At 72.7% G+C, this 24,160-nt stretch carries 22 protein-coding genes; 11 read left to right on the forward strand and 11 right to left on the reverse strand.

The features are described 5' to 3' along the window. Complete coding sequence (locus ACIP4Z_RS22585) at positions 1 to 1,311, reverse strand: substrate-binding domain-containing protein (protein WP_401310780.1); 1,311 nt, start codon at positions 1,309 to 1,311, stop codon at positions 1 to 3. A 248-nt stretch (positions 1,312 to 1,559) separates the two neighbouring features. Here ACIP4Z_RS22585 and ACIP4Z_RS22590 point away from each other — a divergent pair, with 248 nt between their 5' ends. Both ACIP4Z_RS22590 and ACIP4Z_RS22595 read left to right on the forward strand, forming a co-directional pair. Next, a complete protein-coding gene (locus ACIP4Z_RS22590; RefSeq protein WP_401310783.1) occupies positions 1,560 to 2,333 on the forward strand; it encodes a CoA transferase subunit A in 774 nt (257 codons plus the stop codon). A 2-nt stretch (positions 2,334 to 2,335) separates the two neighbouring features. Further along, positions 2,336 to 2,986, forward strand: a complete 651-nt coding sequence (locus ACIP4Z_RS22595) for a 3-oxoacid CoA-transferase subunit B (protein ID WP_355345986.1) — start codon at positions 2,336 to 2,338, stop codon at positions 2,984 to 2,986. Between the two features lie 34 nt (positions 2,987 to 3,020). Here ACIP4Z_RS22595 and ACIP4Z_RS22600 read toward each other — a convergent pair whose 3' ends face one another. The 4 genes from ACIP4Z_RS22600 to ACIP4Z_RS22615 form a co-directional block, all read right to left on the reverse strand. Further along, positions 3,021 to 3,923: an alpha/beta fold hydrolase gene (locus ACIP4Z_RS22600; protein WP_401310786.1), complete on the reverse strand. Its 903-nt coding sequence runs from the start codon at positions 3,921 to 3,923 to the stop codon at positions 3,021 to 3,023. A gap of 98 nt (positions 3,924 to 4,021) precedes the next feature. After that, the gene (locus ACIP4Z_RS22605; RefSeq protein ID WP_391045656.1) at positions 4,022 to 4,747 is read right to left on the reverse strand and encodes an FAD:protein FMN transferase; all 726 of its coding nucleotides are present in this window, start codon (positions 4,745 to 4,747) and stop codon (positions 4,022 to 4,024) included. Positions 4,748 to 4,791: 44 nt separating this feature from the next. Then, a complete protein-coding gene (locus tag ACIP4Z_RS22610; protein ID WP_401310789.1) occupies positions 4,792 to 5,340 on the reverse strand; it encodes an FMN-binding protein in 549 nt (182 codons plus the stop codon). Between the two features lie 79 nt (positions 5,341 to 5,419). Beyond that, complete coding sequence (locus ACIP4Z_RS22615; protein ID WP_355345995.1) at positions 5,420 to 6,787, reverse strand: ferredoxin reductase family protein; 1,368 nt, start codon at positions 6,785 to 6,787, stop codon at positions 5,420 to 5,422. Between the two features lie 280 nt (positions 6,788 to 7,067). Here ACIP4Z_RS22615 and ACIP4Z_RS22620 point away from each other — a divergent pair, with 280 nt between their 5' ends. Continuing rightward, on the forward strand, positions 7,068 to 7,811 hold the full coding sequence (locus tag ACIP4Z_RS22620; RefSeq protein WP_391045547.1) for a response regulator: 744 nt from the start codon (positions 7,068 to 7,070) through the stop codon (positions 7,809 to 7,811). A 74-nt stretch (positions 7,812 to 7,885) separates the two neighbouring features. Next, a complete protein-coding gene (locus ACIP4Z_RS22625; RefSeq protein WP_401311280.1) occupies positions 7,886 to 9,352 on the forward strand; it encodes a sensor histidine kinase in 1,467 nt (488 codons plus the stop codon). Between the two features lie 69 nt (positions 9,353 to 9,421). Here the strand turns inward: ACIP4Z_RS22625 and ACIP4Z_RS22630 are convergent, their stop codons facing one another. Both ACIP4Z_RS22630 and ACIP4Z_RS22635 read right to left on the reverse strand, forming a co-directional pair. Continuing rightward, positions 9,422 to 11,155: a glycoside hydrolase family 9 protein gene (locus ACIP4Z_RS22630; RefSeq protein ID WP_401310794.1), complete on the reverse strand. Its 1,734-nt coding sequence runs from the start codon at positions 11,153 to 11,155 to the stop codon at positions 9,422 to 9,424. A 118-nt stretch (positions 11,156 to 11,273) separates the two neighbouring features. Next, positions 11,274 to 12,899: a purple acid phosphatase family protein gene (locus tag ACIP4Z_RS22635; protein ID WP_401310797.1), complete on the reverse strand. Its 1,626-nt coding sequence runs from the start codon at positions 12,897 to 12,899 to the stop codon at positions 11,274 to 11,276. Positions 12,900 to 13,193: 294 nt separating this feature from the next. Between ACIP4Z_RS22635 and ACIP4Z_RS22640 the strand changes: the two genes are divergently transcribed. Together ACIP4Z_RS22640 and ACIP4Z_RS22645 are read left to right on the forward strand one after the other, a co-directional pair. Next, positions 13,194 to 15,251: a phosphocholine-specific phospholipase C gene (locus ACIP4Z_RS22640; protein ID WP_355346007.1), complete on the forward strand. Its 2,058-nt coding sequence runs from the start codon at positions 13,194 to 13,196 to the stop codon at positions 15,249 to 15,251. A 63-nt stretch (positions 15,252 to 15,314) separates the two neighbouring features. Further along, complete coding sequence (locus ACIP4Z_RS22645; RefSeq protein WP_401311283.1) at positions 15,315 to 15,527, forward strand: cupin domain-containing protein; 213 nt, start codon at positions 15,315 to 15,317, stop codon at positions 15,525 to 15,527. A gap of 16 nt (positions 15,528 to 15,543) precedes the next feature. On the opposite strand, the gene ACIP4Z_RS22650 is transcribed toward ACIP4Z_RS22645, so the two are convergent. Next, positions 15,544 to 16,434, reverse strand: a complete 891-nt coding sequence (locus ACIP4Z_RS22650) for a LysR substrate-binding domain-containing protein (RefSeq protein ID WP_355346010.1) — start codon at positions 16,432 to 16,434, stop codon at positions 15,544 to 15,546. Positions 16,435 to 16,530: 96 nt separating this feature from the next. Between ACIP4Z_RS22650 and ACIP4Z_RS22655 the strand changes: the two genes are divergently transcribed. From ACIP4Z_RS22655 to ACIP4Z_RS22665, 3 genes are read left to right on the forward strand one after another with little or no spacing between them, the layout of a single operon-like run. Then, positions 16,531 to 17,235, forward strand: coding sequence for a succinate dehydrogenase cytochrome b subunit (locus tag ACIP4Z_RS22655; protein ID WP_355346013.1), 705 nt, complete (start codon positions 16,531 to 16,533; stop codon positions 17,233 to 17,235). Positions 17,236 to 17,240: 5 nt separating this feature from the next. Next, on the forward strand, positions 17,241 to 19,280 hold the full coding sequence (locus ACIP4Z_RS22660) for a fumarate reductase/succinate dehydrogenase flavoprotein subunit (RefSeq protein WP_401310802.1): 2,040 nt from the start codon (positions 17,241 to 17,243) through the stop codon (positions 19,278 to 19,280). Next, positions 19,277 to 20,026 (forward strand): succinate dehydrogenase/fumarate reductase iron-sulfur subunit, encoded by a 750-nt coding sequence (locus ACIP4Z_RS22665; protein WP_355346019.1) that lies wholly within the window; start codon positions 19,277 to 19,279, stop codon positions 20,024 to 20,026. Before ACIP4Z_RS22660 ends, ACIP4Z_RS22665 begins: the two co-directional genes overlap by 4 nt. 31 nt (positions 20,027 to 20,057) lie before the next feature. Here the strand turns inward: ACIP4Z_RS22665 and ACIP4Z_RS22670 are convergent, their stop codons facing one another. Continuing rightward, positions 20,058 to 20,279 carry a hypothetical protein gene (locus tag ACIP4Z_RS22670; RefSeq protein WP_188282053.1) on the reverse strand — a complete coding sequence of 74 codons (222 nt, stop codon included), beginning with the start codon at positions 20,277 to 20,279 and terminating at the stop codon, positions 20,058 to 20,060. 192 nt (positions 20,280 to 20,471) lie between these two features. Here ACIP4Z_RS22670 and ACIP4Z_RS22675 point away from each other — a divergent pair, with 192 nt between their 5' ends. Further along, the gene (locus tag ACIP4Z_RS22675) at positions 20,472 to 20,840 is read left to right on the forward strand and encodes a DUF427 domain-containing protein (protein ID WP_401310805.1); all 369 of its coding nucleotides are present in this window, start codon (positions 20,472 to 20,474) and stop codon (positions 20,838 to 20,840) included. A 90-nt stretch (positions 20,841 to 20,930) separates the two neighbouring features. On the opposite strand, the gene ACIP4Z_RS22680 is transcribed toward ACIP4Z_RS22675, so the two are convergent. Then, complete coding sequence (locus tag ACIP4Z_RS22680; protein WP_401310808.1) at positions 20,931 to 21,782, reverse strand: hypothetical protein; 852 nt, start codon at positions 21,780 to 21,782, stop codon at positions 20,931 to 20,933. Further along, entirely contained in the window at positions 21,782 to 23,062 is a 1,281-nt protein-coding gene (locus tag ACIP4Z_RS22685; RefSeq protein ID WP_401310811.1) for a VWA domain-containing protein, read from the reverse strand. The genes ACIP4Z_RS22680 and ACIP4Z_RS22685 overlap by 1 nt, the downstream gene beginning before the upstream one ends. Before the next feature lie 204 nt (positions 23,063 to 23,266). Here ACIP4Z_RS22685 and ACIP4Z_RS22690 point away from each other — a divergent pair, with 204 nt between their 5' ends. Next, a complete protein-coding gene (locus tag ACIP4Z_RS22690) occupies positions 23,267 to 24,127 on the forward strand; it encodes an SCO6745 family protein (RefSeq protein ID WP_391045532.1) in 861 nt (286 codons plus the stop codon). The last annotated feature ends 33 nt before the right edge of the window (positions 24,128 to 24,160 follow it).

Genomic DNA, 24,160 nt, shown 5'->3' on the forward strand with positions numbered 1-24,160 from the left:
TCAGCCCGCCATCTGCTTCGAGGGCGGGTTCACCGCGTCCTTGGGCAGCCTGCTGATCAGCTCCGGCTTCGCGGCGGCGCCCGTGCCGTTCAGCTTCGCCGTGAACATCGGCTGGAGCAGCGCGTGGTCCACCGCCCTGATCTGCTCGTCGCCCTTGGGGCCCTCGAACGACCAGCCCTCCAGCGCCTTCGCCATCGCGGTCGGGCTGTCCGCGCCGCCCGCCTCCACCGCGTGCACGATCATTTGCGCGGCGGTGAATCCGTCCGGGCTGAACAGGTCGGGCGTGCCGCCCGCCTTGGTGATGCCGTCGAGCATCGCCGTCTCCACCGCGTTGCGCGCGGCGCCGGGGAAGTAGTGCGCGAGGAAGGAGATCTTGGACCCGGCCGCGCCGAACAGCGGGTACGAGGCGGTGCCCGCCAGGCCCGTCACGACCTTGGTCGAGGTCACCACGCCCTGCTGGTCGAGCGCCGTCCACAGCGCGGGCGCGCTGGCGCCGGCCCAGGCGACGAAGACCAGATCCGGCTTCTTCGACTTGACCTGCTGCGCGAACGGCGTCAGATCGCCCGCGCTCGGCGGCGCCAGCACCGAGTCCACGGTCGCGCCCTGCCCGCCCAGCACCTCCTTCACGGCGGTGACATTCGCCTGCCCGAAGGCGGAGTTCTGGGTCAGCACGGTGACCCTCTTGCCCTTGGAGTCGCCCAGCAGCGACCCGGCGGTCAGGATGTCCTGGTACGACTGCCTGCCGGAGCGGAAGGTGTACGCGTTCACGCCGGTCAACGCGTCGGTGGCGGCGGGTCCCGCGATGTACAGCACCTTGTTCTGGGCGGCCAGCGGGGCCAGTTGGAGCGCCACGCCCGAGTCGGTGGTGCCCGCGATGATGTGCGTGCCCTTGCCGATCAGGGTCTTGGCCGCGGCGACGGCCTTCGCGGGGTCGCCCGCGTCGTCCTGCTCGACCACCTCGATCCGGTGGCCGCCCGCCGTGCCCTTGCCGTGAGTGGCGTACGCCAGACCGGCGTTGAAGCCGTCCAGATACTGCTTGCCGTAGGCGGCCAGCGGCCCGCTGCGCGAGTAGACCAGGCCCACCTTGACCGCCGAGTCGCTCGTGCCGTCGGAGGACTTGGCGCTGCCCGCCGTCCCCGCGGCGCTGCATCCGGCGAGCAGCACACCCGCGGTCAGCACGGCCAGCGCCGGTACGGTCCGCGTACGGAAGGCGCCAGGCCCGTTCGTCGGGCGCGGCCGACGGGACGCGGCCGGTTCGCTCGAACGGCTCGCTCGGCTCGATCTGTTGGTGCTCGATGTGCTGCGACGCATGGCGACCGGCTCCCGGGGAGGTGGATTGTTGCGCAAACCGTAGAAGCGCCCCGCCGAACCGGACATGTGGGCGGCACACGCTCCTTCCCCGCGAGCCATGTCGACAGGGACCATGGCGGCGCCGCGGCGCCGTCGCAAAGGTGACAGGGCGGGCGCCAGGGGCCGGATCACGCCCGGCACGGCGGCCCGGCGCACCCTCAACTCACGCTCGACACACCCTCGATGACCCCTGCGGGGAAGGCGGACGCATGGACAAGGTGGTGGCCTCGGCCGCCCGCGCGGTGGCGGACATCCCGGACGGCGCGACACTCGCCGTCGGCGGATTCGGCCTGTGCGGCATTCCGTCGGCGCTGATCGCGGCGCTCGCCGCGGCGGGCCCGACGGATCTGCGGGTCGTCTCCAACAACTGCGGAGTGGACGACTGGGGACTCGGCCTGCTGCTCGGACTCGGCCGGATCTCGCGGGCGACCTCCTCGTACGTCGGCGAGAACAAGGAGTTCGCCCGGCGCTATCTGACGGGCGAGCTGGAGGTGGAACTCACCCCGCAGGGCACCCTCGCGGAACGGCTGCGCGCTGGCGGCTGCGGCATCCCGGCCTTCTACACCCCGGCGGGCGCCGGCACCCAGGTCGAGGAGGGCGGCCTGCCCTGGCGGTACGCGGCGGACGGCACGGTCGCGGTCGCCTCGCCGCCCAAGGAGGTACGGGACTTCGGCGGCGTACGCCATCTGCTGGAGGAGGCCGTCACCGCCGACTTCGCGCTGGTCCGGGCGGCCGTCGCCGACCGGCACGGCAACTGCGCCTTCCACGCCGCCGCCCGCAACTTCAACCCGCTGTGCGCGATGGCCGGCCGGATCACCCTGGTGGAGGCCGAACGCATCGTGGAACCGGGCGAGTTGCCGCCGGACGCCATCCATCTGCCCGGTGTGTACGTCGACCGCGTCGTGGCCGCCGATCCGACCGACAAACGCGTCGAGCGACGCACCGTCCGTACCGCCCACGCCACCTCCGACCGGGAGAACTGACCGTGCCACTCGACCGCGACCGACTCGCCGCCCGCGCCGCCCGCGAACTGCGCGACGGCCAGTACGTGAACCTCGGCATCGGCCTGCCCACGCTCGTCCCCGGCCACCTGCCCGCCGGGACCCAGGTGGTGCTGCACTCGGAGAACGGCGTCCTGGGCGTCGGCCCCTACCCGTACGACGGCGACGAGCACCCCGACCTGATCAACGCGGGCAAGGAGACGGTCACCGTGGCACCCGGCGCCGCGTACTTCGACTCCGCCGCCTCCTTCGGCATGGTGCGCTCCGGCCGGATCGACGTGTCCGTGCTCGGCGCCATGCAGGTCTCCGCCCGCGGTGACCTGGCGAACTGGATGATCCCCGGCAAGATGGTCAAGGGCATGGGCGGGGCCATGGACCTCGTGCACGGCGCCCGCCGGATCGTGGTGGTCATGGAACACACCGCCAAGGACGGCTCCCCGAAGATCGTCGGGGAACTGACCCTGCCCGCCACCGGCCGCCGCGTCGTGCACCGCGTGATCACCGACCTCGCGGTCCTCGACGTCACCCCCGAAGGACTGCGGCTGGCCGAACTGGCCCCCGGCGTCGGCGTGGAGGAGGTACGGGCGGCGACCGGGGCGGACCTGCTGGTGCCGGACGCGGTGGCGCGGGGCTGACCGCCCCGCGCCGTACGGGCCGCGGCCCGGAGGATCAGCTCCGGGCCGCTGCCGCCGTGCGCCGTACCGCGTCCGTCAGGTGCCCGGCCACCAGGCGGGCGCCGGGCTCGCCGAGCAGCACCGAGTAGTGGTTGACGCCTGGGACGAAGTGCAGGGCGATCCCCTCCGCCACCAGGCCGCTCGCCGCGATCACCTCGGGCGCGTACAGCCCGGTCGGCTCGTCCGACAGCCCCCGCTCGGCCCACAACAGCCGCGTGGGGACGGTGATTTCGTGGATCGCGGCGAAGACGTCCGGGTTGCGCAGCTCGTCCGCCGCGTCCTCGCGGATCGCGTCCGCCCGGCAGGCCGACCTCAAGTGCGGTGCCTCGCCGGTGAGATCGCGGTCGAGATACGCGGCGAGCAGCGGCCCGCCGAGCGTGCTGAACGCCGGGTGCTCCGCCCAGAAGGCGTGGTAAGCGGCCCGGTCGGCGAACTCCATCTCCAGCTTGCGCATCGCGGGTCCGACCACGGCGTGCAGCACCGCGTCGATGTCCACGCCCGCGGGTACGGGGAAGCCCAAGCCGCCGTCGACCAGAACCAGTTCGCAATAGCGCCCCGGATCGCGGCGCGCGGCGACGCACGCCGCGTAGCCGCCCATGGAGTGCCCGGCCAGCACCGCCCGTTCGACGCCGAAGCGGTCGAGCACCGCGAGCATGTCGTCGGCGTGCCGGGCCATCGAACAGGCGCCCGCCACCTCCCGGCTGAGCCCGCGCCCGCGCAGGTCGGGCGCCAGGATCTCGACCCCGTCGAGCGCTTCGGCGACCTGCGCCCAGGCCAGGCCGTTGCTGGCGATCCCGTGCAGCGCCAGCACCACAGGGCCGCCCGCAGTGCCCGGCCAGCGCCGTACCGCCAGCCGTCCGCCCGGCACCTCGACGCCGACATCCTCGAATTCCCGCATGCGCGCTCCCGCGATCCGCTCGCGCCGTCCCGTACGGCCCGAGCAGGATAGGGGCCGATCCGGCGGCCGGGCATGGGCGCGGCCCACACAGCGGGGGTTCAGGGTGTGTGGGCGGCGGTGGTCACGCCGTAACCGGCGGTCTGCCATGTGGCGCCGTCCGCCGCGACCGCGAAGCCCTCGGTGTCGGGGAGGGATTCGAGCCAGCGGCGGGCGCGGGCGGGACCCATCGCGTAGCCGGCGGTGGCGCGGGCGTCCGCGTCGGTCAGGCCGCGGCAGACCACGGTGAGGGAGGCGAGCGCGGGGGCGGGCGGCTGATGGGTGAAGGGGTCCAGGATGTGGCAGCCGCGCTCGGCGGGACCCGAGGTGGCGACGGCCAGTTCGCCGTCGGTGTGCACCACGCGGACCAGCGCGCCCGGCCGCAGCGGGTCGGCGACACCGATCCGCCAGGGGCCGCCGTACACCTGTACGTCGCCCCCGCCGTTGAGGCACACCGCGTCGGCGCCCGCGGAGGCCAGCATGGCGACGGCCCGCTCCACCGCCCACCCCTTCACCAGCCCGGTCGGGTCGAAGCCGCCCGCGTACCCGGTACTGAACCAGCCGTGACTGAGCCGTCCGGCCGTCTCGCACAGCGCCAGCACCTCCCGCACGTCGGGGGAGCAGGCCGACAGCGTGAGCGTGCCGGCGGCGAGCCGGCTGATCTGGCTGTCGGGGCGGTAGGTGGAGAAGACCTCGTCGACATGGTGCAGCCAGGCCGCCGCCGCGTGCAGCGCCGCCGCCACGCGGTCGCCGCCGCCCCGCACGTCGAAGGAGAAGACCGTGCCCATCGTGTGTTCCACCCGGCGCGGCCGGGCCCGCGTGTCGGACACGGTCAGACCCCCGCCTTGTCCAACGCGCTCTGGAGCGACCGCACATACCCCTCGCTGGTGTACGTCGCCCCGGACACGGTGTCGATCTTCGCGCTCTGCGCGGCCAGCGTCTCCTGGGTGAGCTGCGGGATCGCGAAACCGGAGATCTCACCGTCCCTGGGGTTGTCGTTGGGCAACTGGACGGCCTTCACCGCGGTGATCCTGCCGCCGGTGAGGGTGAGCCGGAGCTGGACGGGACCGTAGCGGGTCTGCGCGGTGTCGCCGTCGACCGTCCTGGTGCCCGAAGTCCCCTTCGAGGACGAGCCGTTGGACGAGCCATTGGAGGAACCGCTGGACGAGCCGTTGGAGGAACCGCTGGACGGGCCGTTGGAGGAGCCGGACGTCCCCGACGTCGCGGACGGCGCCGGTGCGGGGGCCGCGGAGCCCGCGGCCACGTCACCCGCGCTCGCCGTCGTGTGCGGCTTGAGGGTCAGCAGCAGCACCACGCCGGCGACGGTGGCCAGGGTGCTCAACAGGACGCGCCGCAAAGGGCGGGCGGGAAAGGCGCTCATGGACGGCTCTCACCTCGGTTCACCATCTGGCTCACGGCACGGCTCACGGCATGGTTCACGACATGGCTCACGGCATGGCTCACAGTTCGAAGGACTCGTGATGGATGTGGCGGGCCGGGACACCCGCCGCGCGCAGCGCCTCGTACGACGCCCGCGCCATTCCGGGCGGCCCGCACAGGAACACGTCGTGCCGCGCGATGTCCGGCAGCGTGGCGCGCAGGGTGTCCGCGCTGAGGACGGGCCGCCGGCCGTCGGGCGCGTTGACCGCGAAGTGCAGACGGGCGCCGCGCACGGCGGCGATCCGCTCCAGTTCGCCGCGCAGCGCCAGATCGGCCTCGGTGCGCGCCCGGTAGACCAGCGTCAGGTCGCCGGGCCCCGCGGGCAGCGACTCGAACAGCGCCCGCAACGGGGTCACCCCGACCCCGCCCGCGAGCAGCAGCACCTTCTGCCGGGTCCTGCGCTCCGCGGTCAGCGCGCCGTACGGTCCCTCGGCCCAGATGCGGGTGCCGGGCCGCAGTCCGGCCAGCGCCGTACTGTGCTCGCCCACCGCCTTCACGGTGATCCGCAGCAGGTCGGGACGCGGCGCGGCGGACAGCGAGTACGGGCTGGCCGTCCACCACAGGCCGGGCGTCAGGAACCGCCAGCGCAGGAACTGCCCCGGCCGCGCCGCCAGTTCGGGCAGCCGCCGGCCGCGTATGAGCACCGACACCACCCCCGGCGCCTCCCGTACCACCGACGCCACCCGCAGCCGGTGCCGCAGATTCAGCCGCTGCGGCACCAGCACCCGGTACCAGAGCGCCGCCGCCGCGACACCGAGGTACAGCGCGTACCAGAGCCCGCGCGCGACCGTGCCGCCCGCGAAGTCCGCGCCGAGCGCGAGCTGGTGCCAGAAGGCCAGGAAGATCGCCAGATACGTCAGGAGGTGCAGGTAGTACCAGGTCTCGTAGCGGACCTTGCGGCGTACCGCGCGTACCGACACCGCGCCGACGACCAGCAGGAGCAGACCGCCGATCGTGCCCTTGAGCATGTCCGGATAGGTGAACACCACCGTCCATGTCTCGCCGAGCACCGAGGCGTGCGCCTGCGCCGCGTAACCCCACAGGATCAGCGTGATGTGCGCGATCAGCAGGCAGACGGTGTAACGCCCGGCCATCGCGTGCCAGCGCGCCACCCGGTCGCTGCCCACCCCCTGCTCAAGTGCGGGAATCCGGGCCATCAGGCCGACCAGCAGCGCGCAGCAGTAACCGGTCAGCAGCCCGGCGATCCGGCCCGCGCCGATCAGCCAGCCCGCGGGGCCGACGACCGACGACGTGTCCTGCCACCACAGCGCGATCACCGCCGCCGCGCCCGCCCAGCCCAGGGCCAGCACCACGACGGCCGGTGACCGCCTGCCGGGATACGTCACCGCGTGCCGCGCGGTGGTGCGGGGGCTGTGGGTGCCGCTCATGTTGTGCCGCTCACGGTGGTTCCCTTCCTGGTCGTACGCTTGCCACTGTGCGGGCGGAACCTCTGAGCCAGCTCTGAATCGGCGCCCCGGCCGCGGACTCACAGGTGATCCAGAGGCTCACGGCGGCCCGCGGGACCCGTGGTGACGGCGCCGGGCGGGCGGCTCGCTCACCGATCGGCGACAGGACTCATACGACCCCCACGACCCACAGGACTCACAGGGAACGCAGAGGCGCCCGCCCTCGCCGCGCGACCGCCCGCCGGGCGATGCTGGAAGGACCATGGACATCACAGACAGCGCGGCACCGCACCCCCTCGCCCACCCGGACGGCTCCCCGGTCCGGGTCCTCGTCGTGGACGACGAACCCGACCTCGCCGAAGTGCTGTCCGGTGTCCTCGCCTACGAGGGCTGGCAGGTGCGCACCGCCGGTGACGTCGCCTCCGCGGTCGCCGAGGCGCGGGCCTTCCGTCCCGACGCGGTCGTGCTCGACGTGATGCTTCCCGACGGCGACGGCCTGTCCGTACTGCGCCAACTCCGCGCGAGCCAGCCCGAGGTGTGCGTGCTGTTCCTCACCGCGCGCGACTCCGTCGAGGACCGCATCGCGGGCATCACGGCGGGCGGCGACGACTACGTCACCAAGCCGTTCAGCCTGGAGGAACTGCTGGCCAGGCTGCGCGGACTGCTGCGCCGGGCGGGCATGACCAGGGCGCGCGGCGACGCGGCCGTCCTCACCGTCGGCGATCTCGTCATGGACGAGGACGCGCGGGAGGTGACGCGCGGCGGGGCGGTCGTCGAGCTGTCCCCGACCGAGTTCGAGCTGCTGCGGTACCTGATGCGCAATCCGCGCCGGGTGCTGAGCAAGGCGCAGATCCTCGACCGCGTGTGGTCGTACGACTTCGGCGGCCAGGCGCATGTGGTCGAGCTGTACATCAGCTACCTGCGCCGCAAGATCGACAGCGGGCGCGAGCCGATGATCCACACGGTGCGCGGCGCGGGCTACCTGCTGAAGGCGCCGCCGTGGTGAGGCGGCCGTCGCCGCGCACCGGCCGTCGCTCCACGCCGCTCGCTCTCGCGTCGCGGGTCCTCGTACCGCGCACGCTGCGCGCCCGGCTCACCTGCGGCCTCGTGGTGCTGCTCGCGCTGAGCTGCGCCGCCGTGGGCATCGCGGCGGTCGTCGCACTGCGGTCCTTCCTCGGCGAACGGCTCGACCAGCAGCTCTCGGAGGCCGGGGGCGCGTTCCCCGCCAGCCTGGAACACGCGCACGGCGCGGGGGAGCCGGACGCGGACAACGTCCATGTGGACACCCGCCGCCAGGCGCGCGGCACTTTCGGGGCGCGGCTGCTCAAAGGCCGGGTCACGGCCGCCGCCGTGGTCCGCGCGGGCACGGACACCACGGTACGGCTGACCCCCGACGACCGGACCGCCCTCGCGGCGGTCCCCGTCGACGGCCACTGCCACCGGGTCGATCTGTCCTCGCTCGGCGACTACCAGGTCAAAGCGGTGGCGGGCGACGACGGGGACGTCCTGATCACCGGGCTGCCCCGGCAGGGCATCGAGGATGCCGAGACGCGGCTGATCGCGGTGGAGGCGGCCGTCTTCGGCGGCGCGCTGGTCGTGGCGGGGGCCGCGGGCGCCTTCTGGGTGCGCTGGTCGCTGCGACCGCTGCGCCGGGTGGCCGCGACCGCCGCCTCGGTGACCGCGCTGCCGCTGGACAGCGGAGAGGTGGCGCTGCCCGACCGGGTGCCCGACACCGACCCCGGGACCGAGGTCGGGCAGGTCGGCGCGGCCTTCAACCGCATGCTCGGACATGTCGAGGGCGCGCTGACCACCCGGCACGCCAGCGAGGAACGGCTGCGGCGCTTCGCCGCCGACGCCAGCCACGAACTGCGCACCCCGGTCGCCGCGATCCGCGGCCACGCGGAGCTGGCGCAGCGGCACCCCGGCCCGGTGCCGCCCGGTGTGACGCGGGCACTGGACCGGATCGCGGCGGAGTCCGCGCGGATGGGCGGCATGGTCGACGACCTGCTGCTGCTCGCCCGGCTCGACGCGGGCCGCCCGCTGGCCCGTGAGCCGGTCGACCTGACGCGCCTCGTCCTCGACGCGGTCGACGACGCCAGGGCCGCGGGCCCCGGCCACCGCTGGCTGCTGGACCTGCCCGCCGAACCGGTCACCGTCGCCGGCGACGCCGCCCGGCTCCAGCAGATCACCGGGAATCTGCTGACCAACGCCCGTGTGCACACCCGCGAGGGGACCCGCGTCACCGTACGGCTGCGCCACGACGGCGCCGCGACCGTCCTCACCGTCGCGGACAACGGCGGCGGTGTCCCGCCCGCCATCCAGCGCACCGTCTTCGAACGCTTCGCCCGCGCCGACCACCACCGCGCCGACGACCGGCGCGCCGACCCCGCCGCCGGCCACGGCGCCGGTCTGGGCCTGGCCATCGTCACGGCGGTCGCCGCGGCCCACGGCGGCACGGTCACCCTCACCAGCGAGCCGGGCGACACCTCTTTCACGGTGACGCTCCCGGACGCGCCGCCCGAGCGGCCGGGAGCGTCGGCGGTCTGACGCGGGGTTCCGCGAGGCTTCCCGCGAGGCCGCCGCGCCGGTCCGGACACCGCCGCCCCGGCCGTTTCCTCAGCGGGCCGACGCCACCGCCAGCAGGAACCAGCCGGTGTGCGGGATCCACTGCTCGGCCCAGCGCCAGACCTCGTCCTCGGGGGCGTCGGCGGGAAGGAAGGCGATGTCGTCCTCGTCGGTCCAGCCGGAGGTGATGCCGTTGACGATGCCGCCGGGGATGTTGGGGAAGTCCGACTCGTAGTCGACATTGTGACGGCCGCGGCCGTGCAGCATCGAGACGTCGAAGGGGTTGCGGCCGGTGATCCAGGCGAGCTGGTCGTCGGCGAAGCCGAGCAGCAGGTCGCGGTCGGCCTGCGCCGTGCCGGGCAGGTCGGCGCAGGTGTTCGCGGCGGCGGCCAGCGAGGCGATGGTGGCGTTCTCGCCCTGCCACCAGTAGCCGGTCTCGTTGTCGTGCGGGAAGAAGAAGGCGTCGCGCGGTGTGCCCCCCGCGGGCTGCACGCGCTGCCGGGGATAGCCGAAGGGATTAGGCACCGAACGGGTCCTGGCCACGGTGTCGAGCACGGCCTCCAGGGCGAGCGCGCTCGCGGCCCCGGCCTCGGGCGCGTCCGGCAGCACGGCGGCGAAGCGGGCGAGGGCGAGCGCGGGCAGCCCGGCCTCGGCGGCGTGGAAGAACGGTCGCCCCTCGGCGTCCGCTCCGAACCAGCCGGGGCCGTGCGCGGGCCGTACGTACCGCGCCAGCAGGGACCGTACGCGCAGCCGGGCCGCGTCCCGCGCCGCGGCCGGGACCGTACCGCCGCCCGCCGCGACCAGCTCGCAGGCGGCCAGCAGCGCCGTGTAGTCGTCGAGGACCGTCTCGGCCCCGCCGACGACGTATTCGGTGTTGTGCGCCTCGAGGTGCGTGAAGCCCTCGACGGCCGCCGCCAGGTACTCGGGTCCGGTGAAGTCGCCGTGGTCGTCCAGGGTCGAGGCGCGGGCGAGGGCCGCGATGGCCAGGCCGCCGCCGTGCCGGTACGCGGCCTGGTAGCGGTCGGTGCGCACGCACTCCGGGAGCGGCGCCGTCACCACGCGTTCTTCGAGCCGCTTGGTGAGCGCGTCGAAGATTCCGGTGTAGAAGTAGCCCTCGGGGGAGCGGAAGCGGACCAGGAAGTCGGCGCCCCACAGCGCCTCGTCGCGCAGCCGCGCGCTCAACGAGCGGACCAGCAGCGGGTGTCGCTCGGCGACCGCGTCCCGCGCGGCCATCATGGCCCACGCGCACAGCGGGATCTGCTGCGGACTCATGGTGCGGGTGTACGTGAGGTGGCTGAGGAATTTGCTGGTGTCGCCGCTCGCGTCGAGCCAGCCGCCGCGCGCGTCGACCTCCCGGCCGCTGTCGTCGCCCCACAGCGCGGCGCGCCGGTCCTTGCGGTCGATCTCGCCGCTGGAGCGCATCGCCTTGAAGTACGCCAGCACGTCGGACATCGTCTGCCGCTGGAGCCGGTCGGCGGCCACCTCGAAGTCGTCCGAGACACAGGTACGGCCGCGGCCGTCGACCAGGCGGACCGCGTACCGGCCGGGCGCGAGGCCGGTGGGCAGCGGCACCCGGGCGAAGGGACCGCCGTGCCAGCCGGGCACGGACTCCAGCGGGCCGGGTTCCAGCTCGTGCAGCGAGCCGCCGTCGGCGCCGAGCAACTGCACGCGCCGCGGGGCCCTTCCGTCGGGCAGGACCGCCACGACCGCGGGTGCGCCGCCGAGTCCGTAACCGAGGTGCGCTACGCGTACCGCCGAGGTCTCCAAGCCGGTTTCGATGGGCACCTGCGGGCACCGTCCCTTCTCTCGTGCCCGCAAAGGTATGCAGTGGACTGCTATTGGTCAACAGTGATCGTGGGGGCGGCCGGGCACGCGCCCGGCCGCCCGGGAACAGCGCGCGACCTCAGTGCCGGCCGCCGTCCGACCGCTTGCGGTGCAGCGTGAACGTCTCGAAGACCGACAGCTCGCCGTTCGGCTTGTTCACGTTGTAGTACGTGACGTGCATCCGCGTGGTGTCGCCCGCGTGACGGCCCGGATCGACGGTGAACGCCGCGAAGCCGTAGGGGTGGTCGACATCGCGCACGCCCGCCCAGACCGCCTGCTCCCGCACGTACGTGGCCGTCCGCTTGCCGTTGGAGCCGGGCGTCGAGGAGACCGCGGTGATGACCTTGCCGGTGCCGTCCTTGAAGAACGACTGGTTGGTCGTGCCCGAGACCCCGCCGCCGCCGAGCACCATGTGCACGGTGCCGAGACCGGTGTCGATGTCGTCGGTGGCGTGCGACACCGGGTTCGGCGTCAGCGTCTCGCTGCCGCCGACCACACCGCGAACGGCCAGCGACCGCTCGTAGTTGTGCTCGTGGCCGCAGACCACCAGGTCGACGCCGTAGCGGTCGAACAGCGGCCCGTACTTCTCGCGCAGGCCCAGGTCGGCGCCGTTGGCGTCCGTCGAGCTGACCATCACCTGGTGCATGGCGACGACCACCCAGTCGATCTCGCGGTCGGCGCGCGCCGTCCGCAACTCCTTCTCCAGGAAGGCGAGTTGACGGCCGCCGGAGTAGCCGTTGATGTAGACGTCGCCGCCGTCCTGGAGGCAGTTGTCGTCGTTCTGGAGCACGATCACCCGCACCGAGCCGGCGGTGAACGCGTACCAGAGGTTGGCCAGTTCGCGGTCGCTCTCGGTCGACGGGAGCTGGAAGTACGTCTGGTACGCGCCGAGGCCGAGCGGGCCGTTCGCGGACTCGATCTCGTGGTTGCCCGCGGCGGGCATCCACGGCCGGAAGCGCGCCGAACGGCTGTTGTTGGTGAAGAAGTTGTTCCAGGTGCGGACCCGGTCGACGTCCAGATTCGCGTAGCACAGGTCGCCGTTGAGCAGGTGGAACAGCGGCGCGACCTGCTCGATGCCGGTGACGATGTCCTTGGTGGCGGGCGTGGAGTTGGCGTCGAGGCCCACCGCGCCGGTGCTGGTCCAGGTGACCTGCGGCGCCGACTGGTCGCCGAAGCTGGTGAAGGTCAGCGGCTGACGGCCGCGCGGCGCGGTCCTGAAGGTGCCGCTGTCCGGCGCGGCGCCGTCGTGCGACACCAGGTACAGGTACTCGGTGCCGGGCGAGAGCCGGTCGATCGCGGCGTGGTGCACGTACACGACCCGGCCGGACTTGCCGTCGCTGTAGGAGCGGGTCCGCGCCGAGGCGACCGATCCCAGACCGTGGCTGATCGTGCCGTACCGCACCCGCGGGCGCTTGACCGGGCCGTCGGTCAGCCAGGACACCACCATCTGGCTGCCGGGGTCCTTGCCGAAGGTGAGGTGCAGCCCCTGCACCGGGGACGCGCCGCTCGCGTCGGGCGTGGGGTGGAAGGCGGGGGCGGCGCTCGCGGGTGTGCCGGACGGGGACGGCGCGGCGGCGGACGCGGGGCCCGCGGTCAGCAGCGGCGCCGCGACCGCGCCGACACCCGCGGTGCCGAGCAGGCCGACGGCCGTACGGCGGCTGAGGCGGTCTCCTGACGGACCCGGTGTCTCCATCTGTGCGACCATCGTTGCTCCTTGGTGCGGTGCGGGGTCTCGCGACACGAACCTCCGAAGGCTCCCGCCCGTCGGCGACGGCCAGTTGAACGCCGCCTGTCGCACACGCGGCGGAATCCTGTGACCCGCCGGGCGCGGCGAGAACCCGCCCCCCCCCGTCGAGCGAACGGCCGTGTGCGCCGGGCCTGTTCGTGACGCGTACCGCCCGCTGTCACGCGCCGGACACCGGCAGGTCGCCTGTGGTCGCTGCTGTGGGAGGACCCTGCACTGCGCGCATCCCCCTACCGCGAAGAGGTCCTCGGATCCATGTCTGAACTCAACCGGCGGCGGTTCCTCCAGATAGCCGGTGCCACCGCGGGCTTCACCGCCCTGTCCAGCAGCATCGCCCGCGCCGCCGCGATCCCGGCCAGCCGCAGGACCGGCACCCTCAAGGACATCGACCACATCGTCGTCCTGATGCAGGAGAACCGGTCCTTCGACCACTACTTCGGCGCGATGAAGGGGGTCCGCGGCTTCGGCGACCCGCGCCCGGTGTCCCTGCCCAACGGCAAGTCGGTGTTCCACCAGCCGGACGGCGACAAGGAGGTGCTGCCCTTCCACCCGGACGTGGACGACCTCGGCCTCCAGTTCATCGAGGGCCTCAACCACGAGTGGATCGGCAGCCACGCGGCCGTCAACGACGGCAAGTACGACCAGTGGATCCCCGCCAAGGGCACCGGCACGATGGCGCACCTGACGCGCGGCGACATCCCGTTCCACTACGCGCTCGCCGACGCCTTCACCGTCTGCGACGCGTACCACTGCTCGTTCACCGGCGGCACCGACCCCAACCGCTACTACATGTGGTCGGGATACACGGGCAACGACGGCAGGGGCAACGGCCCCGTGCTCGACAACTCCGAGGCCGGGTACGACTGGACGACCTACCCGGAGCGGCTGGAGAAGGCGAAGATCTCCTGGAAGGTCTACCAGGACATCGGCGACGGTTTGGACGGGGACCACTCCTGGGGCTGGATCCCGGACGCCTACCGCGGCAACTACGGGGACAACTCCCTGCTCTACTTCGACAATTACCGCAACGCCAAGCCCGGCGACGCGCTCTACGAGAAGGCCCGCACCGGAACCGACGCCAAGGCGGGCGACGGCTTCTTCGACGTGCTCAAGGCCGACGTCACGGCGGGCAGGCTGCCGCAGATCTCCTGGATCGCCGCGCCCGAGGCGTTCTCGGAGCACCCCAACTGGCCCGCGAACTACGGCGCCTGGTACATCTCGCAGGTTCTCGACGCGCTCACCTCCAACCCCGAGGTGTGGAGCAGGACCGCGCTGTTCATCACCTACGACGAGAACGACGGGTACTTCGACCACGTCGTCCCGCCCTTCGCCCCGCTCACCGCGGACGGCGGCGCCTCCACCGTCAGCACGCGGGGTGAGATCTTCCCGGGCAACGGCACCTACGCGGCCGGCGCGTACGGGCTCGGCCAGCGCGTCCCGATGCTGGTGGTCTCGCCCTGGAGCACCGGCGGCTACGTCTGCTCCGAGGTCTTCGACCACACCTCGATCATCCGCTTCATGGAGCGCCGCTTCGGCGTGCACGAGCCCAACATCTCGCCCTGGCGGCGTACCGTCTGCGGCGATCTGACCTCCGCCTTCGACTTCAAGCTCACGCGGGACCGGCCCCCGCACCTGCCCGGCACCGACGGCTACCGGCCGCCGGACGGCGACCGGCACGACAGCTACGTCCCGGTGCCGCCCGCCCGCCAGGCCGTGCCCACGCAGGAGCGCGGCGCCCGGCCGACCCGCCCGCTGCCGTACGCGCCGCTGGTCGACGCGGCCGTCACGCCGTCCACCGGCCTGGTCACCCTCACCTTCGGCGGCGGTGTCGCCGCAGGCGTCTGCTTCCACGTCACCGCCGCGGACCGCGCCGACGGCCCGTGGACGTACACCACCGAGGCGGGCAAGAAGCTCTCCGGCGCCTGGGAGACGGCCGCGACCGGCGGCGGCTACGACCTCACCGTGCACGGCCCCAACGGCTTCCTGCGCGCCTTCCGCGGCGCGGTCGCCACATCCGGCGCGGAGGTGACGGCCCGTCACGACGCCGCGAGCGAAAGGGTGGAGCTGACCATGAGCAACTCCGGCCGCCGCGACGTCCGGCTCACGGTCACCAACTCCTACGACGGCCGCCACCACACGTACGTGGTCCGCGCCGGGCGCCGCGAGACGCACTCGGTCGACGTCCGCGCGGGCAAGCGCTGGTACGACCTCACGGTGGTCGCCGACCACGACGCCGCGTTCCTGCGGCGCTTCGCGGGACACGTCGAGACGGGCCGCCCCGGCGTGAGCGACCCGGCGATCAGGACGCACTGACGGCGACCCGGGCAGCGGACCTGGGCAGCGGTTCCGACGGCCGTCCCCGAGGACACCGACGAGCTGTTCCTGGTCGTCAGCGGCCGTCTCACCCTCCAGCTCCGCGACGGCGACGTCGTCCTCGGCCCCGGTGAGCTGTACGTCGTCCCCGAGGGCGTCGAGCACTGCCCCCGCGCCGACGAGGAGACCGCCATCCTCCTGCTGGAGCCCGCGGGCACCCTCAACGCCGGCAGCGGGGGCGGCCCGCTGACCCTGGCGGCCGTCCCGCTGGACTGAGGTCTCCCGCGCGGCTTCAGGTCTCCCGGTGGGCCGCGGTCAGAAGGACTTCCTGGAGGACCCGGGCGGCCCGTGGCGGAGCCACGTCACTGCGGTGGGCCAGGGCGATGGTGCGGCGCAGCCCCGGCCGGGCCAGCGGTGTGACCCGCAGGTCGTGACCCGCGCGGGCGGCGACCATGCTGGGGACGACGCCCAGACCGAGCCCGGCCCGCACGAAGCCGAGCACGGCGTCCATCTCGCCGCCCTCGACAGTGAGGTAGGGCTCGAAGCCCGCGGAGCGGCAGGCGGCGAGGGTCAGGTCGCGCAGGTCGTAGCCGTGCCGGAACATCACCATCGGGCGGCCTTCGAGGTCGGCGATCCTGACCGGTGAGCGCGGCGGCTCGGCCGCGGCGGAGGAGATGACGACCAGATCCTCCTGGAAGAGCTCGACGGTGGTCAGGGCGGGCGACGGGTTCGGCAGCGGCAGCACCACCAGCGCCAGGTCGAGACCGCCGCGCGCCAGCTCCCGTACGAGATCGTGCGACCCGCTCTCCTCGATCAGCAGCCGCACCCCGGGGTGCCGGTCGTGGAAGACGCGCAGCACGTCGGGGAGCAGGCCGGTGCACAGGCTCGGGGTGGCGCCGAGCCGGACCCGGCCGCGCCGCAGCTGAGCCAGCTCCAGCACCTCGTGGCGGGCGGTTTCGGCGTCGGCGAGGATCCGCCGGGCCAGCGGCAGCAGCGCCTCCCCGGCGTCGGTGAGCGCGATGTTGCCGCGCGCCCGGCTGAACAGGGGCGCGCCCAGCTCCGTCTCCAGCGCGCGGATCTGCTGGGACAGCGACGGCTGCGAGACATGCACCCGCTCGGCGGCGCGGGTGAAGTGCCGGGCGTCGGCGACGGCCACGAAGTACGCGAGCTGCTGGAACTGCATGGGTCCCACGATAGCCCGGCGATAGGCTCAGGCTATGGACACGAGCCGGATCATGTCTTGGACCACTCGACTCCGGTGACCGTAACGTCTGTGGACATGGCACTGGCAACGCGGACGGACCGACGTCCGTCGATGGCGCGCACGGTCTGGGGCTCGACCGTCGGCAAGAAGACGATCATGGCGGTGAGCGGCCTGATCATGCTGCTGTACCTGGTCGTCCACATGTTCGGCAACCTCAAGATCTTCTTCGGGTCCGGCAGCTTCAACGAGTACGCGCACTGGCTGCGCACCATCGGCGAGCCGTTCCTGCACTACGAGTGGGCGCTGTGGATCATCCGCGTCGTGCTGGTCGCCGCCGTCGTGCTGCACGGCGTGTGCGCGTACCAGCTCAGCCGCCTCGACCGGCGCGCCCGGCCGGTCGCCTACGCCCATCCGCGACCGCGCGCCAGCTACGCCACCCGCACCATGCGCTGGGGCGGCGTGATCCTGCTGCTGTTCATCGTCTGGCACATCCTCGACCTGACCACCGGCACCGTGCAGCGCGGCTTCGTGCCCGGCCACCCGTACCAGAACGTCGTGGCCGCCTTCCACGACTGGTGGAACAACGTCATCTACATCGTGGCGATGCTCGCCCTCGGCCTGCACATCAGGCACGGCTTCTGGAGCGCCGCCCAGACCCTCGGCGCGGGCAGTGCCACCCGTGACCGGGTGCTCAAGGCCACCGCGAACGCACTCGCACTGGTGCTGACGGCCGGCTTCATCGCCGTACCCGTCGGCGTCATGACCGGAATCGTGAGCTGACTGACATGCCCGAGACGCCCGAGACTCCCGACAGCCCCGAGCTTTCCGCGACGACCGCCGCGACCGACGCCGCGCCCGCGCCGTCCGACTCCGCGCCGTCCGACTACGCGCGGTACGCGACCGGCGAGCCCCTCGCCGACACCAAGGCACCCGAAGGCCCGATCGAGGACCGCTGGGACACCCGCCGCTTCACCGCGAAGCTGGTCAACCCCGCCAACCGCCGCAAGCACACCGTGATCGTCGTCGGCACCGGGCTCGCGGGCGGCTCCGCGGGCGCCACGCTCGCCGAACAGGGCTACCACGTCGTGCAGTTCTGCTACCAGGACTCCCCGCGCCGCGCCCACTCGATCGCCGCGCAGGGCGGCATCAACGCCGCGAAGAACTACCGCAACGACGGCGACTCCGTCCACCGGCTCTTCTACGACACCGTCAAGGGCGGCGACTTCAGGGCCCGCGAGTCCAACGTCCGCCGCCTCGCCCAGATCTCGGTGGAGATCATCGACCAGTGCGTCGCGCAGGGCGTGCCCTTCGCCCGTGAGTACGGCGGCCTGCTCGACACCCGCTCCTTCGGCGGCGTCCAGGTCTCCCGCACCTTCTACGCCCGCGGCCAGACCGGCCAGCAACTGCTGCTCGGCGCCTACCAGGCGCTGTCCCGGCAGATCGCCGCGGGCAACGTCGAGATGCACCCGCGGACCGAAATGCTCGACCTGATCGTCATCGACGGCAGGGCCCGCGGCATCGTCGCCCGCGACCTGATCACCGGCGAGATCCGCAGCCACTTCGCGGACGCCGTGGTGCTGGCCTCCGGCGGCTACGGCAACGTCTTCTACCTGTCGACCAACGCCATGAACTCCAACGCGACCGCCGTCTGGCGGGCGCACCGGCGCGGCGCGTACTTCGCCAACCCCTGCTTCACCCAGATCCACCCCACCTGCATCCCGCGCACCGGCGACCACCAGTCCAAGCTCACGCTGATGAGCGAGTCGCTGCGCAACGACGGCCGGATCTGGGTGCCGCGCACCAAGGGCGACACCCGCCCGCCCGGCGAGATCCCCGAGGACGAGCGCGACTACTACCTGGAGCGGATCTACCCCTCCTTCGGCAACCTCGTACCGCGCGACATCGCCTCCCGCGCCGCGAAGAACGTCTGCGACGAGGGCCGCGGCGTCGGCCCCGGCGGCCAGGGCGTCTACCTGGACTTCGCCGACGCCATCGCGCGGATGGGCCGCAGGGCGGTCGAGGAGAAGTACGGCAACCTCTTCGAGATGTACGCGCGGATCACCGCCGAGGACCCGTACGAGGTCCCGATGCGGATCTACCCGGCCGTGCACTACACGATGGGCGGCCTGTGGGTGGACTACGACCTCCAGACCACCGTGCCCGGCCTCTTCGCGATCGGCGAGGCCAACTTCTCCGACCACGGCGCCAACCGGCTCGGCGCCTCCGCGCTGATGCAGGGCCTGGCCGACGGCTACTTCGTGCTGCCGGCCACCATCAACGACTACCTGGCCCGCCACCCGGGGCGTGAGGAGATCGGCGCCGAACACCCCGTCGTCCAGGAAGTCCTCGCGGAGACCGAGGACCGGCTCAATCTGCTCCTCGCCGTCGACGGCGACCGCACCGCCGACTCCTTCCACCGCGAGATCGGCGAGCTGATGTGGGAGTTCTGCGGGATGGCCAGGACGGAGGAGGGGCTGCGCAAGGCGCTGGACCGGATTCCGCAGATCCGGGACGAATTCTGGCGCCGGATCAAGGTGCCGGGCAGCGGCGCGGAGTTCAACCAGTCGCTGGAGCGCGCCAACCGCGTCGTGGACTACCTGGAGCTGGCCGAGCTGATGTGCCTCGACGCGCTGCACCGCGCCGAGTCCTGCGGCGGCCACTTCCGCGAGGAGTCCCAGACCCCGGACGGCGAGGCCGCCCGCCGGGACGAGGAGTTCTCCTACGCCGCCGCGTGGGAGTTCACCCGGACCGGCGGCGCGCCCGTCCTGCACAAGGAAGACCTCGTCTTCGACTACGTACACCCCACCCAGCGGAGCTACGCATGAAGCTCACCCTGCGCGTCTGGCGCCAGAAGAACACCGAAGCGCCCGGCGCCATGGCCACCTACCAGGTCGACGACGTCTCACCCGACATGTCGTTCCTGGAAATGCTCGACACGCTCAACGAACGGCTCACCGTCGAGGGCGAGGACCCGGTCGCCTTCGACCACGACTGCCGTGAGGGCATCTGCGGCGCGTGCAGCCTGGTGATCAACGGCGACGCGCACGGCCCGGAGCGCACCACGAGCTGCCAGCTCCACATGCGGTCCTTCCGGGACGGCGACACCATCGACGTCGAGCCGTGGCGGGCCGCCGCCTTCCCCGTCGTCCGCGACCTGGTCGTGGACCGCTCGTCGTTCGACCGGATCATCCAGTCCGGCGGCTACGTCAGCGTGCCCACCGGCGCGGCGCCCGAAGCACACGCCACGCCCGTACCCAAGGCCGCCGCCGACTCCGCGTTCGAACACGCCGAGTGCATCGGCTGCGGCGCCTGCGTCGCCGCCTGCCCCAACGGCTCCGCGATGCTCTTCACCTCCGCGAAGGTCAACCACCTCAACGTGCTGCCGCAGGGCGCGCCGGAGCGCGAGACCCGTGTCCTCGACATGGTCGCGCGGATGGACGAGGAGGGATTCGGCGGCTGCACGCTCACGGGGGAGTGCGCCACCGCCTGCCCCAAGGGCATCCCGCTGACCTCGATCACCGCGATGAACAAGGAGTGGCTGCGGGCGGCCCGCAAGGTCCCACGCCGTTAGGAACCTTCGGGGTCCCCACGCCGTTGGAACCTCAGAGGTTGGTGAGCTTGGTGTACGGGCTCATGATGCGCTTCTGGAGCGAGCCGAAGTCGACGATCACCGCGACGCCTTCCTCGACTCCGGTGACCCGGCCGAGGCCGTACACATCGTGGGTGACCCGATTGCCCACGGCGAACTCCTTCGGTGGCGGCGCCACCGGGGCTTTGAAGGGACTGGTGGGCAAAAAGCGCTTCGCTGCATCAGGCTTTGTCATTGTCACCAGTATGCGCCAGTCGGCGGTCCGATTGTCCCGTCGGACGACGCATCTGCGACTACCCGCCAGCCGTCCTTGACCCGTATAGACCTGTCTGTCTACCCTCGGTGGGTATCGCCCAGGACAGGCGGACCGCGGCAGATCCCCCCAGGTCACCTCGGGCCCCATCCAGGTTCTACTCATGGAGCCCCCATGGCACGCACGGTCAAGACACCCGGTCCCGACCACCCCATCACGGTCGAGCCGAACTCGGAGCGCATCGTGGTCAGGGCCGCAGGCAAGGTCATCGCCGACACCACCCACGCCCTGACCCTGCGCGAGGCCGACTACCCGCCGGTGCAGTACATCCCGCTCGCCGACGTCGAGGCCGACGCCCTGCGCCCGACCGAGTCCCAGACGTACTGCCCCTACAAGGGCGACGCCTCCTACTACTCCCTCGTGACCGCGGACGGCGAGATCACCGACGCGGTGTGGACGTACGAGAAGCCGTACGACGCGGTCGGCACGATCGCCGGACACGTCGCCTTCTACCCGCAGCACGTCGAGGTCGCCGCGCGGTAGCGCTCGCGTGGCAGTGGCCGCGTCGCAGCCGTCGCACGCGAGAAAGGAGGGCCCGTCCGGTCGGACGGGCCCTCCTCGCGTGCCGCTGCCTCAGTCCCGGTATCCCACGGGCTCGCGGGGCCGCTCAGGGGTGCGCGGGTCCCGCCGAGACCGGATCGGACCCCGGGCGAGTCGGTGCGCGCCCAGACCGGCCAGAGCGGCCAGCAGACCGCCGCCGCCGGTCCACAGCCAGCGCGGCGACCACCAGGTGCCCGCCCAGCCGTCGCCCGGCGCCACATGCGGCGCGTACGCCGACATCACGGGCGTCACCGAGCCGTCGACCGCCTGCTGCCCCGCCGTGCCCTCCGAGGTGGCCTTCACGGCCGCCTTGACCGGCTGGCCGAGGTCGGCCGCGGGCAGGTCGAGCACGGTCAGCCGCAGGAAGTAGCCGCCGCGCAGCGGATCGTTGGACCAGGTGTCGGCCCACGAGCGGATCGCCCGCAGGTGGCAGACCAGCTCGACCGAGCCCGCGTCGGCCGCCACGGACCTGCTCTGCGCGCCGTATCTGCACGGCTGGCGGCGCCGCAGCCCGTCGTACACATCGAGCTGCCAGGTGGACGCGCCGTGCCGGGTCGCGGTCTCGGGGAAGGTGACGGTGGCCTTCACCGTCACGTTCTGCCCGCTGTCGGCGGGGAACGTCCAGTACAGGTAGTCGCCCGCCGACGCGTCCGCGGTCGCCTCCTGCCCCTGCCGGACGACGGCGGCGGTACGGAAACTCGTCCCCGCCTCCGTCGGCGCGGTGTCGCCGTCGCCGGGAGCGGCCGTACCCGTGCTCGCGCTCGGGTCGGCCGACGGGTCGTCGGCGACCGCGCCGCCCGCGCTCAGGGCCAGCGCCGCGGCGGCCAGCAGCCCCGCCGCGGTGACCGTCAGCAGCCGTACGGCCTTACGTGGTGACGTACGCATCAGACGGTCCTCCCCGTGTTCAGACGCCAGCGGGACACCCAGCCCGACAGCAGGCCGAGGACCGCGCCGGCCACGGCCAGCGTGCCCAGCAGCCACCAGCCGCGCCCGAGGCCGAAGAAGGCCACGTCGGAGGGCTGGTCGGGGGAGTCCACCAGGTCGATGGAGAGCTCCACCGGCAGACCGGGGGTGGTCTTGACCGACGGCGCGGCCGAGAAGGAGTTGCCGACCTGGAGGCAGACCGTCTCCGGCGGGGTGTCGGAGTCCGCGTGCGGCTTGGGGTAGCGGATACCGGCGGACACGACGTCGGTACGGCCGGTGCCGCCCTCGTCGTCCCTGACGATCTCCCGGCCGTGCGTGGTCACGCCACGCAGCAGGACGCCGTAGTTCGCGTTCACCGCCCGGTCGGCCGAGACGCTCACCGAGGCGCGCAACTCCTGCCCCGGCGGCACGTCCACCCGGTACCAGCGGTTCTCCGAGAACAGCTCGCGGTCGGTGTAGATCCCCGCCTTGAGCTGCGGCGCGTCCGCGCACTGCGCGGCGCCCCGGGTGGCCACCGGGGCCACCACGGCGTCGGTGCTGCGGCCCACCAACTGCTTCACCTTGGTGGTGAGCTGCTGCCGGTGCTGGACGGCGGTGTACGTGCCGCCGGTCGCCTCCGCGATGCACGTCAACTGGTTACGGGTCGAGGAGTCCGGGATCAGGCCCAGCGTGTCGATGACCAGATGGATGCCCTTGGCGGCGATGTCCCGCGCGACGTCGCACGGATTGAGCGGCGCGCAGGTGTCCTCGCCGTCGGTGATCAGCACCAGGCGGCGGGTGCCGTCGCCGCCCTGGAGATCGTCGGCCGCCTTGAGCAGCGCGGGGCCGATCGGCGTCCAGCCGGTGGGCGCCAGCGTCGCCACCGCGGCCTTGGCCTCGGTGCGGTTCAGCGGGCCGACCGGGTAGAGCTGCCGGGTGTCCTTGCACCCGGTCTTGCGGTCGTTGCCCGGATAGTCGGCGCCGAGCGTCCTGATGCCCAGCTCCACGTTCTCCGGCACCGAGTCCAGCACGTCGTCGAACGCCTGCTTCGCGGCGGCCATCCGCGACTGCCCGTCGATGTCCTTCGCCCGCATGGAGCCGCTGACATCGAGCAGCAGTTCCACCTTCGGGGCGGCTTGCGCCGTCGGCGTCGCCGGTGTCGTGGGTTCGTCGGCGACCGCGCTCGCGGGCAGCAGACCGCAAGCCAGGACGACCAGCAGGCCGCAGCCAACTCCGGCCGTCAGTAACCTTCTTATGATCATCGCCGGATCGTAGTGAAGGTAGTGTCAAAACCTGAAGTCGGCCGGTCGGCGGCCGGTGCGGGACCGTGCCAAAGCGGACGGACGGGGACGGACCACGGGCGGGGACGACGCGCGCGCGCCGGGCCGGGGAGCCGCCGGGGCCGCGCGCCGGCAGGTGGTGCGCCGGGGGTGGACGTGCGCGGCGATCTCAGTAAAGTGGCGGATATGACGCTACTGGCCGGTAGGAAATGTTTCCGGGTGCTCGAACCGCTGCACTCGATGGTGTACTTCGCGCCCGAGACGCAGGCGGCGCTGGTCGCGGCCGGGCTGGAGAACAACCGCATGTGCTACTTCGCGGGCCGCGCCGCCGCCCTCGGCCCGGTCGGCCCCGCCGTGGTGACGAGCACCTTCTACAACTTCAGTCCCTCCCTGGTGGCCCGGCACATCCCGCTCGCCTGGACCCTGGCCGCCCCCGAGGACATCACCGCGGCGCGGCTGCGCGCGGTCGACGCCGTACAGCGCCGTCTGCTCGGCGACGCCGTCGACTCCCCGGAGATGGCCGAGGCCGCCGAACTCGCCCAGCGGGCCGCCGAGGCGTGCACCGGCGGCGACCGTATCCTCTACGCCGCCCACGCGGCCCTGCCGTCGCCGAAGGAGCCGCACCTGGCCTTCTGGCACGCCACCACGCTGCTGCGCGAGTACCGCGGCGACGGACACCTCGCCGTCCTGCTCTGCGCCGAACTCGACGGCCTGGAAGCCCTCGTCACCCACACCGCGACCGGCAAGGGCTTCCTGCCGGGCTTCGCCAGGACCCACCGCGGCTGGAGCGAGCAGGAGTGGGACGCGGCCGTCGCCCGGCTGCGCGACCGCGGCCTTCTCGACGCCGACGGCTCGCTCACCGACCAGGGTGTCGAACTGCGCCGCCACATCGAGTCCGAGACCGACCGTCTCGGCCGCGCCCCCTACGAGCACCTCGGCGAGGCCGGCACCGCCCGTCTGACCGAGATCGCCCAGGGCCTCACCATGCGCGCGCTGGCCGCGGGCGCCTTCCCCGAGGGCGTCTTCGCGACCGGCCCCAAGCGCTGACGCACCTGTCGCCGACTCCGGGCGGCCCACCGG

The organism is Streptomyces sp. NPDC088910 (assembly GCF_044749865.1).
Classification (GTDB): domain Bacteria; phylum Actinomycetota; class Actinomycetes; order Streptomycetales; family Streptomycetaceae; genus Actinacidiphila.

Bases quoted from the DNA above. Each gene is read 5' to 3' on its own strand.
- ACIP4Z_RS22585 (WP_401310780.1), bottom strand. From the start codon at position 1,311: ATGCGTCGCAGCACATCGAGCACCAACAGATCGAGCCGAGCGAGCCGT.
- ACIP4Z_RS22590 (WP_401310783.1), top strand. From the start codon at position 1,560: ATGGACAAGGTGGTGGCCTCGGCCGCCCGCGCGGTGGCGGACATCCCG.
- ACIP4Z_RS22600 (WP_401310786.1), bottom strand. From the start codon at position 3,923: ATGCGGGAATTCGAGGATGTCGGCGTCGAGGTGCCGGGCGGACGGCTG.
- ACIP4Z_RS22605 (WP_391045656.1), bottom strand. From the start codon at position 4,747: ATGGGCACGGTCTTCTCCTTCGACGTGCGGGGCGGCGGCGACCGCGTG.
- ACIP4Z_RS22610 (WP_401310789.1), bottom strand. From the start codon at position 5,340: ATGAGCGCCTTTCCCGCCCGCCCTTTGCGGCGCGTCCTGTTGAGCACC.
- ACIP4Z_RS22615 (WP_355345995.1), bottom strand. From the start codon at position 6,787: ATGAGCGGCACCCACAGCCCCCGCACCACCGCGCGGCACGCGGTGACG.
- ACIP4Z_RS22620 (WP_391045547.1), top strand. From the start codon at position 7,068: ATGGACATCACAGACAGCGCGGCACCGCACCCCCTCGCCCACCCGGAC.
- ACIP4Z_RS22635 (WP_401310797.1), bottom strand. From the start codon at position 12,899: ATGGTCGCACAGATGGAGACACCGGGTCCGTCAGGAGACCGCCTCAGC.
- ACIP4Z_RS22640 (WP_355346007.1), top strand. From the start codon at position 13,194: ATGTCTGAACTCAACCGGCGGCGGTTCCTCCAGATAGCCGGTGCCACC.
- ACIP4Z_RS22650 (WP_355346010.1), bottom strand. From the start codon at position 16,434: ATGCAGTTCCAGCAGCTCGCGTACTTCGTGGCCGTCGCCGACGCCCGG.
- ACIP4Z_RS22655 (WP_355346013.1), top strand. From the start codon at position 16,531: ATGGCACTGGCAACGCGGACGGACCGACGTCCGTCGATGGCGCGCACG.
- ACIP4Z_RS22660 (WP_401310802.1), top strand. From the start codon at position 17,241: ATGCCCGAGACGCCCGAGACTCCCGACAGCCCCGAGCTTTCCGCGACG.
- ACIP4Z_RS22665 (WP_355346019.1), top strand. From the start codon at position 19,277: ATGAAGCTCACCCTGCGCGTCTGGCGCCAGAAGAACACCGAAGCGCCC.
- ACIP4Z_RS22670 (WP_188282053.1), bottom strand. From the start codon at position 20,279: ATGACAAAGCCTGATGCAGCGAAGCGCTTTTTGCCCACCAGTCCCTTC.
- ACIP4Z_RS22675 (WP_401310805.1), top strand. From the start codon at position 20,472: ATGGCACGCACGGTCAAGACACCCGGTCCCGACCACCCCATCACGGTC.
- ACIP4Z_RS22680 (WP_401310808.1), bottom strand. From the start codon at position 21,782: ATGCGTACGTCACCACGTAAGGCCGTACGGCTGCTGACGGTCACCGCG.
- ACIP4Z_RS22685 (WP_401310811.1), bottom strand. From the start codon at position 23,062: ATGATCATAAGAAGGTTACTGACGGCCGGAGTTGGCTGCGGCCTGCTG.
- ACIP4Z_RS22690 (WP_391045532.1), top strand. From the start codon at position 23,267: ATGACGCTACTGGCCGGTAGGAAATGTTTCCGGGTGCTCGAACCGCTG.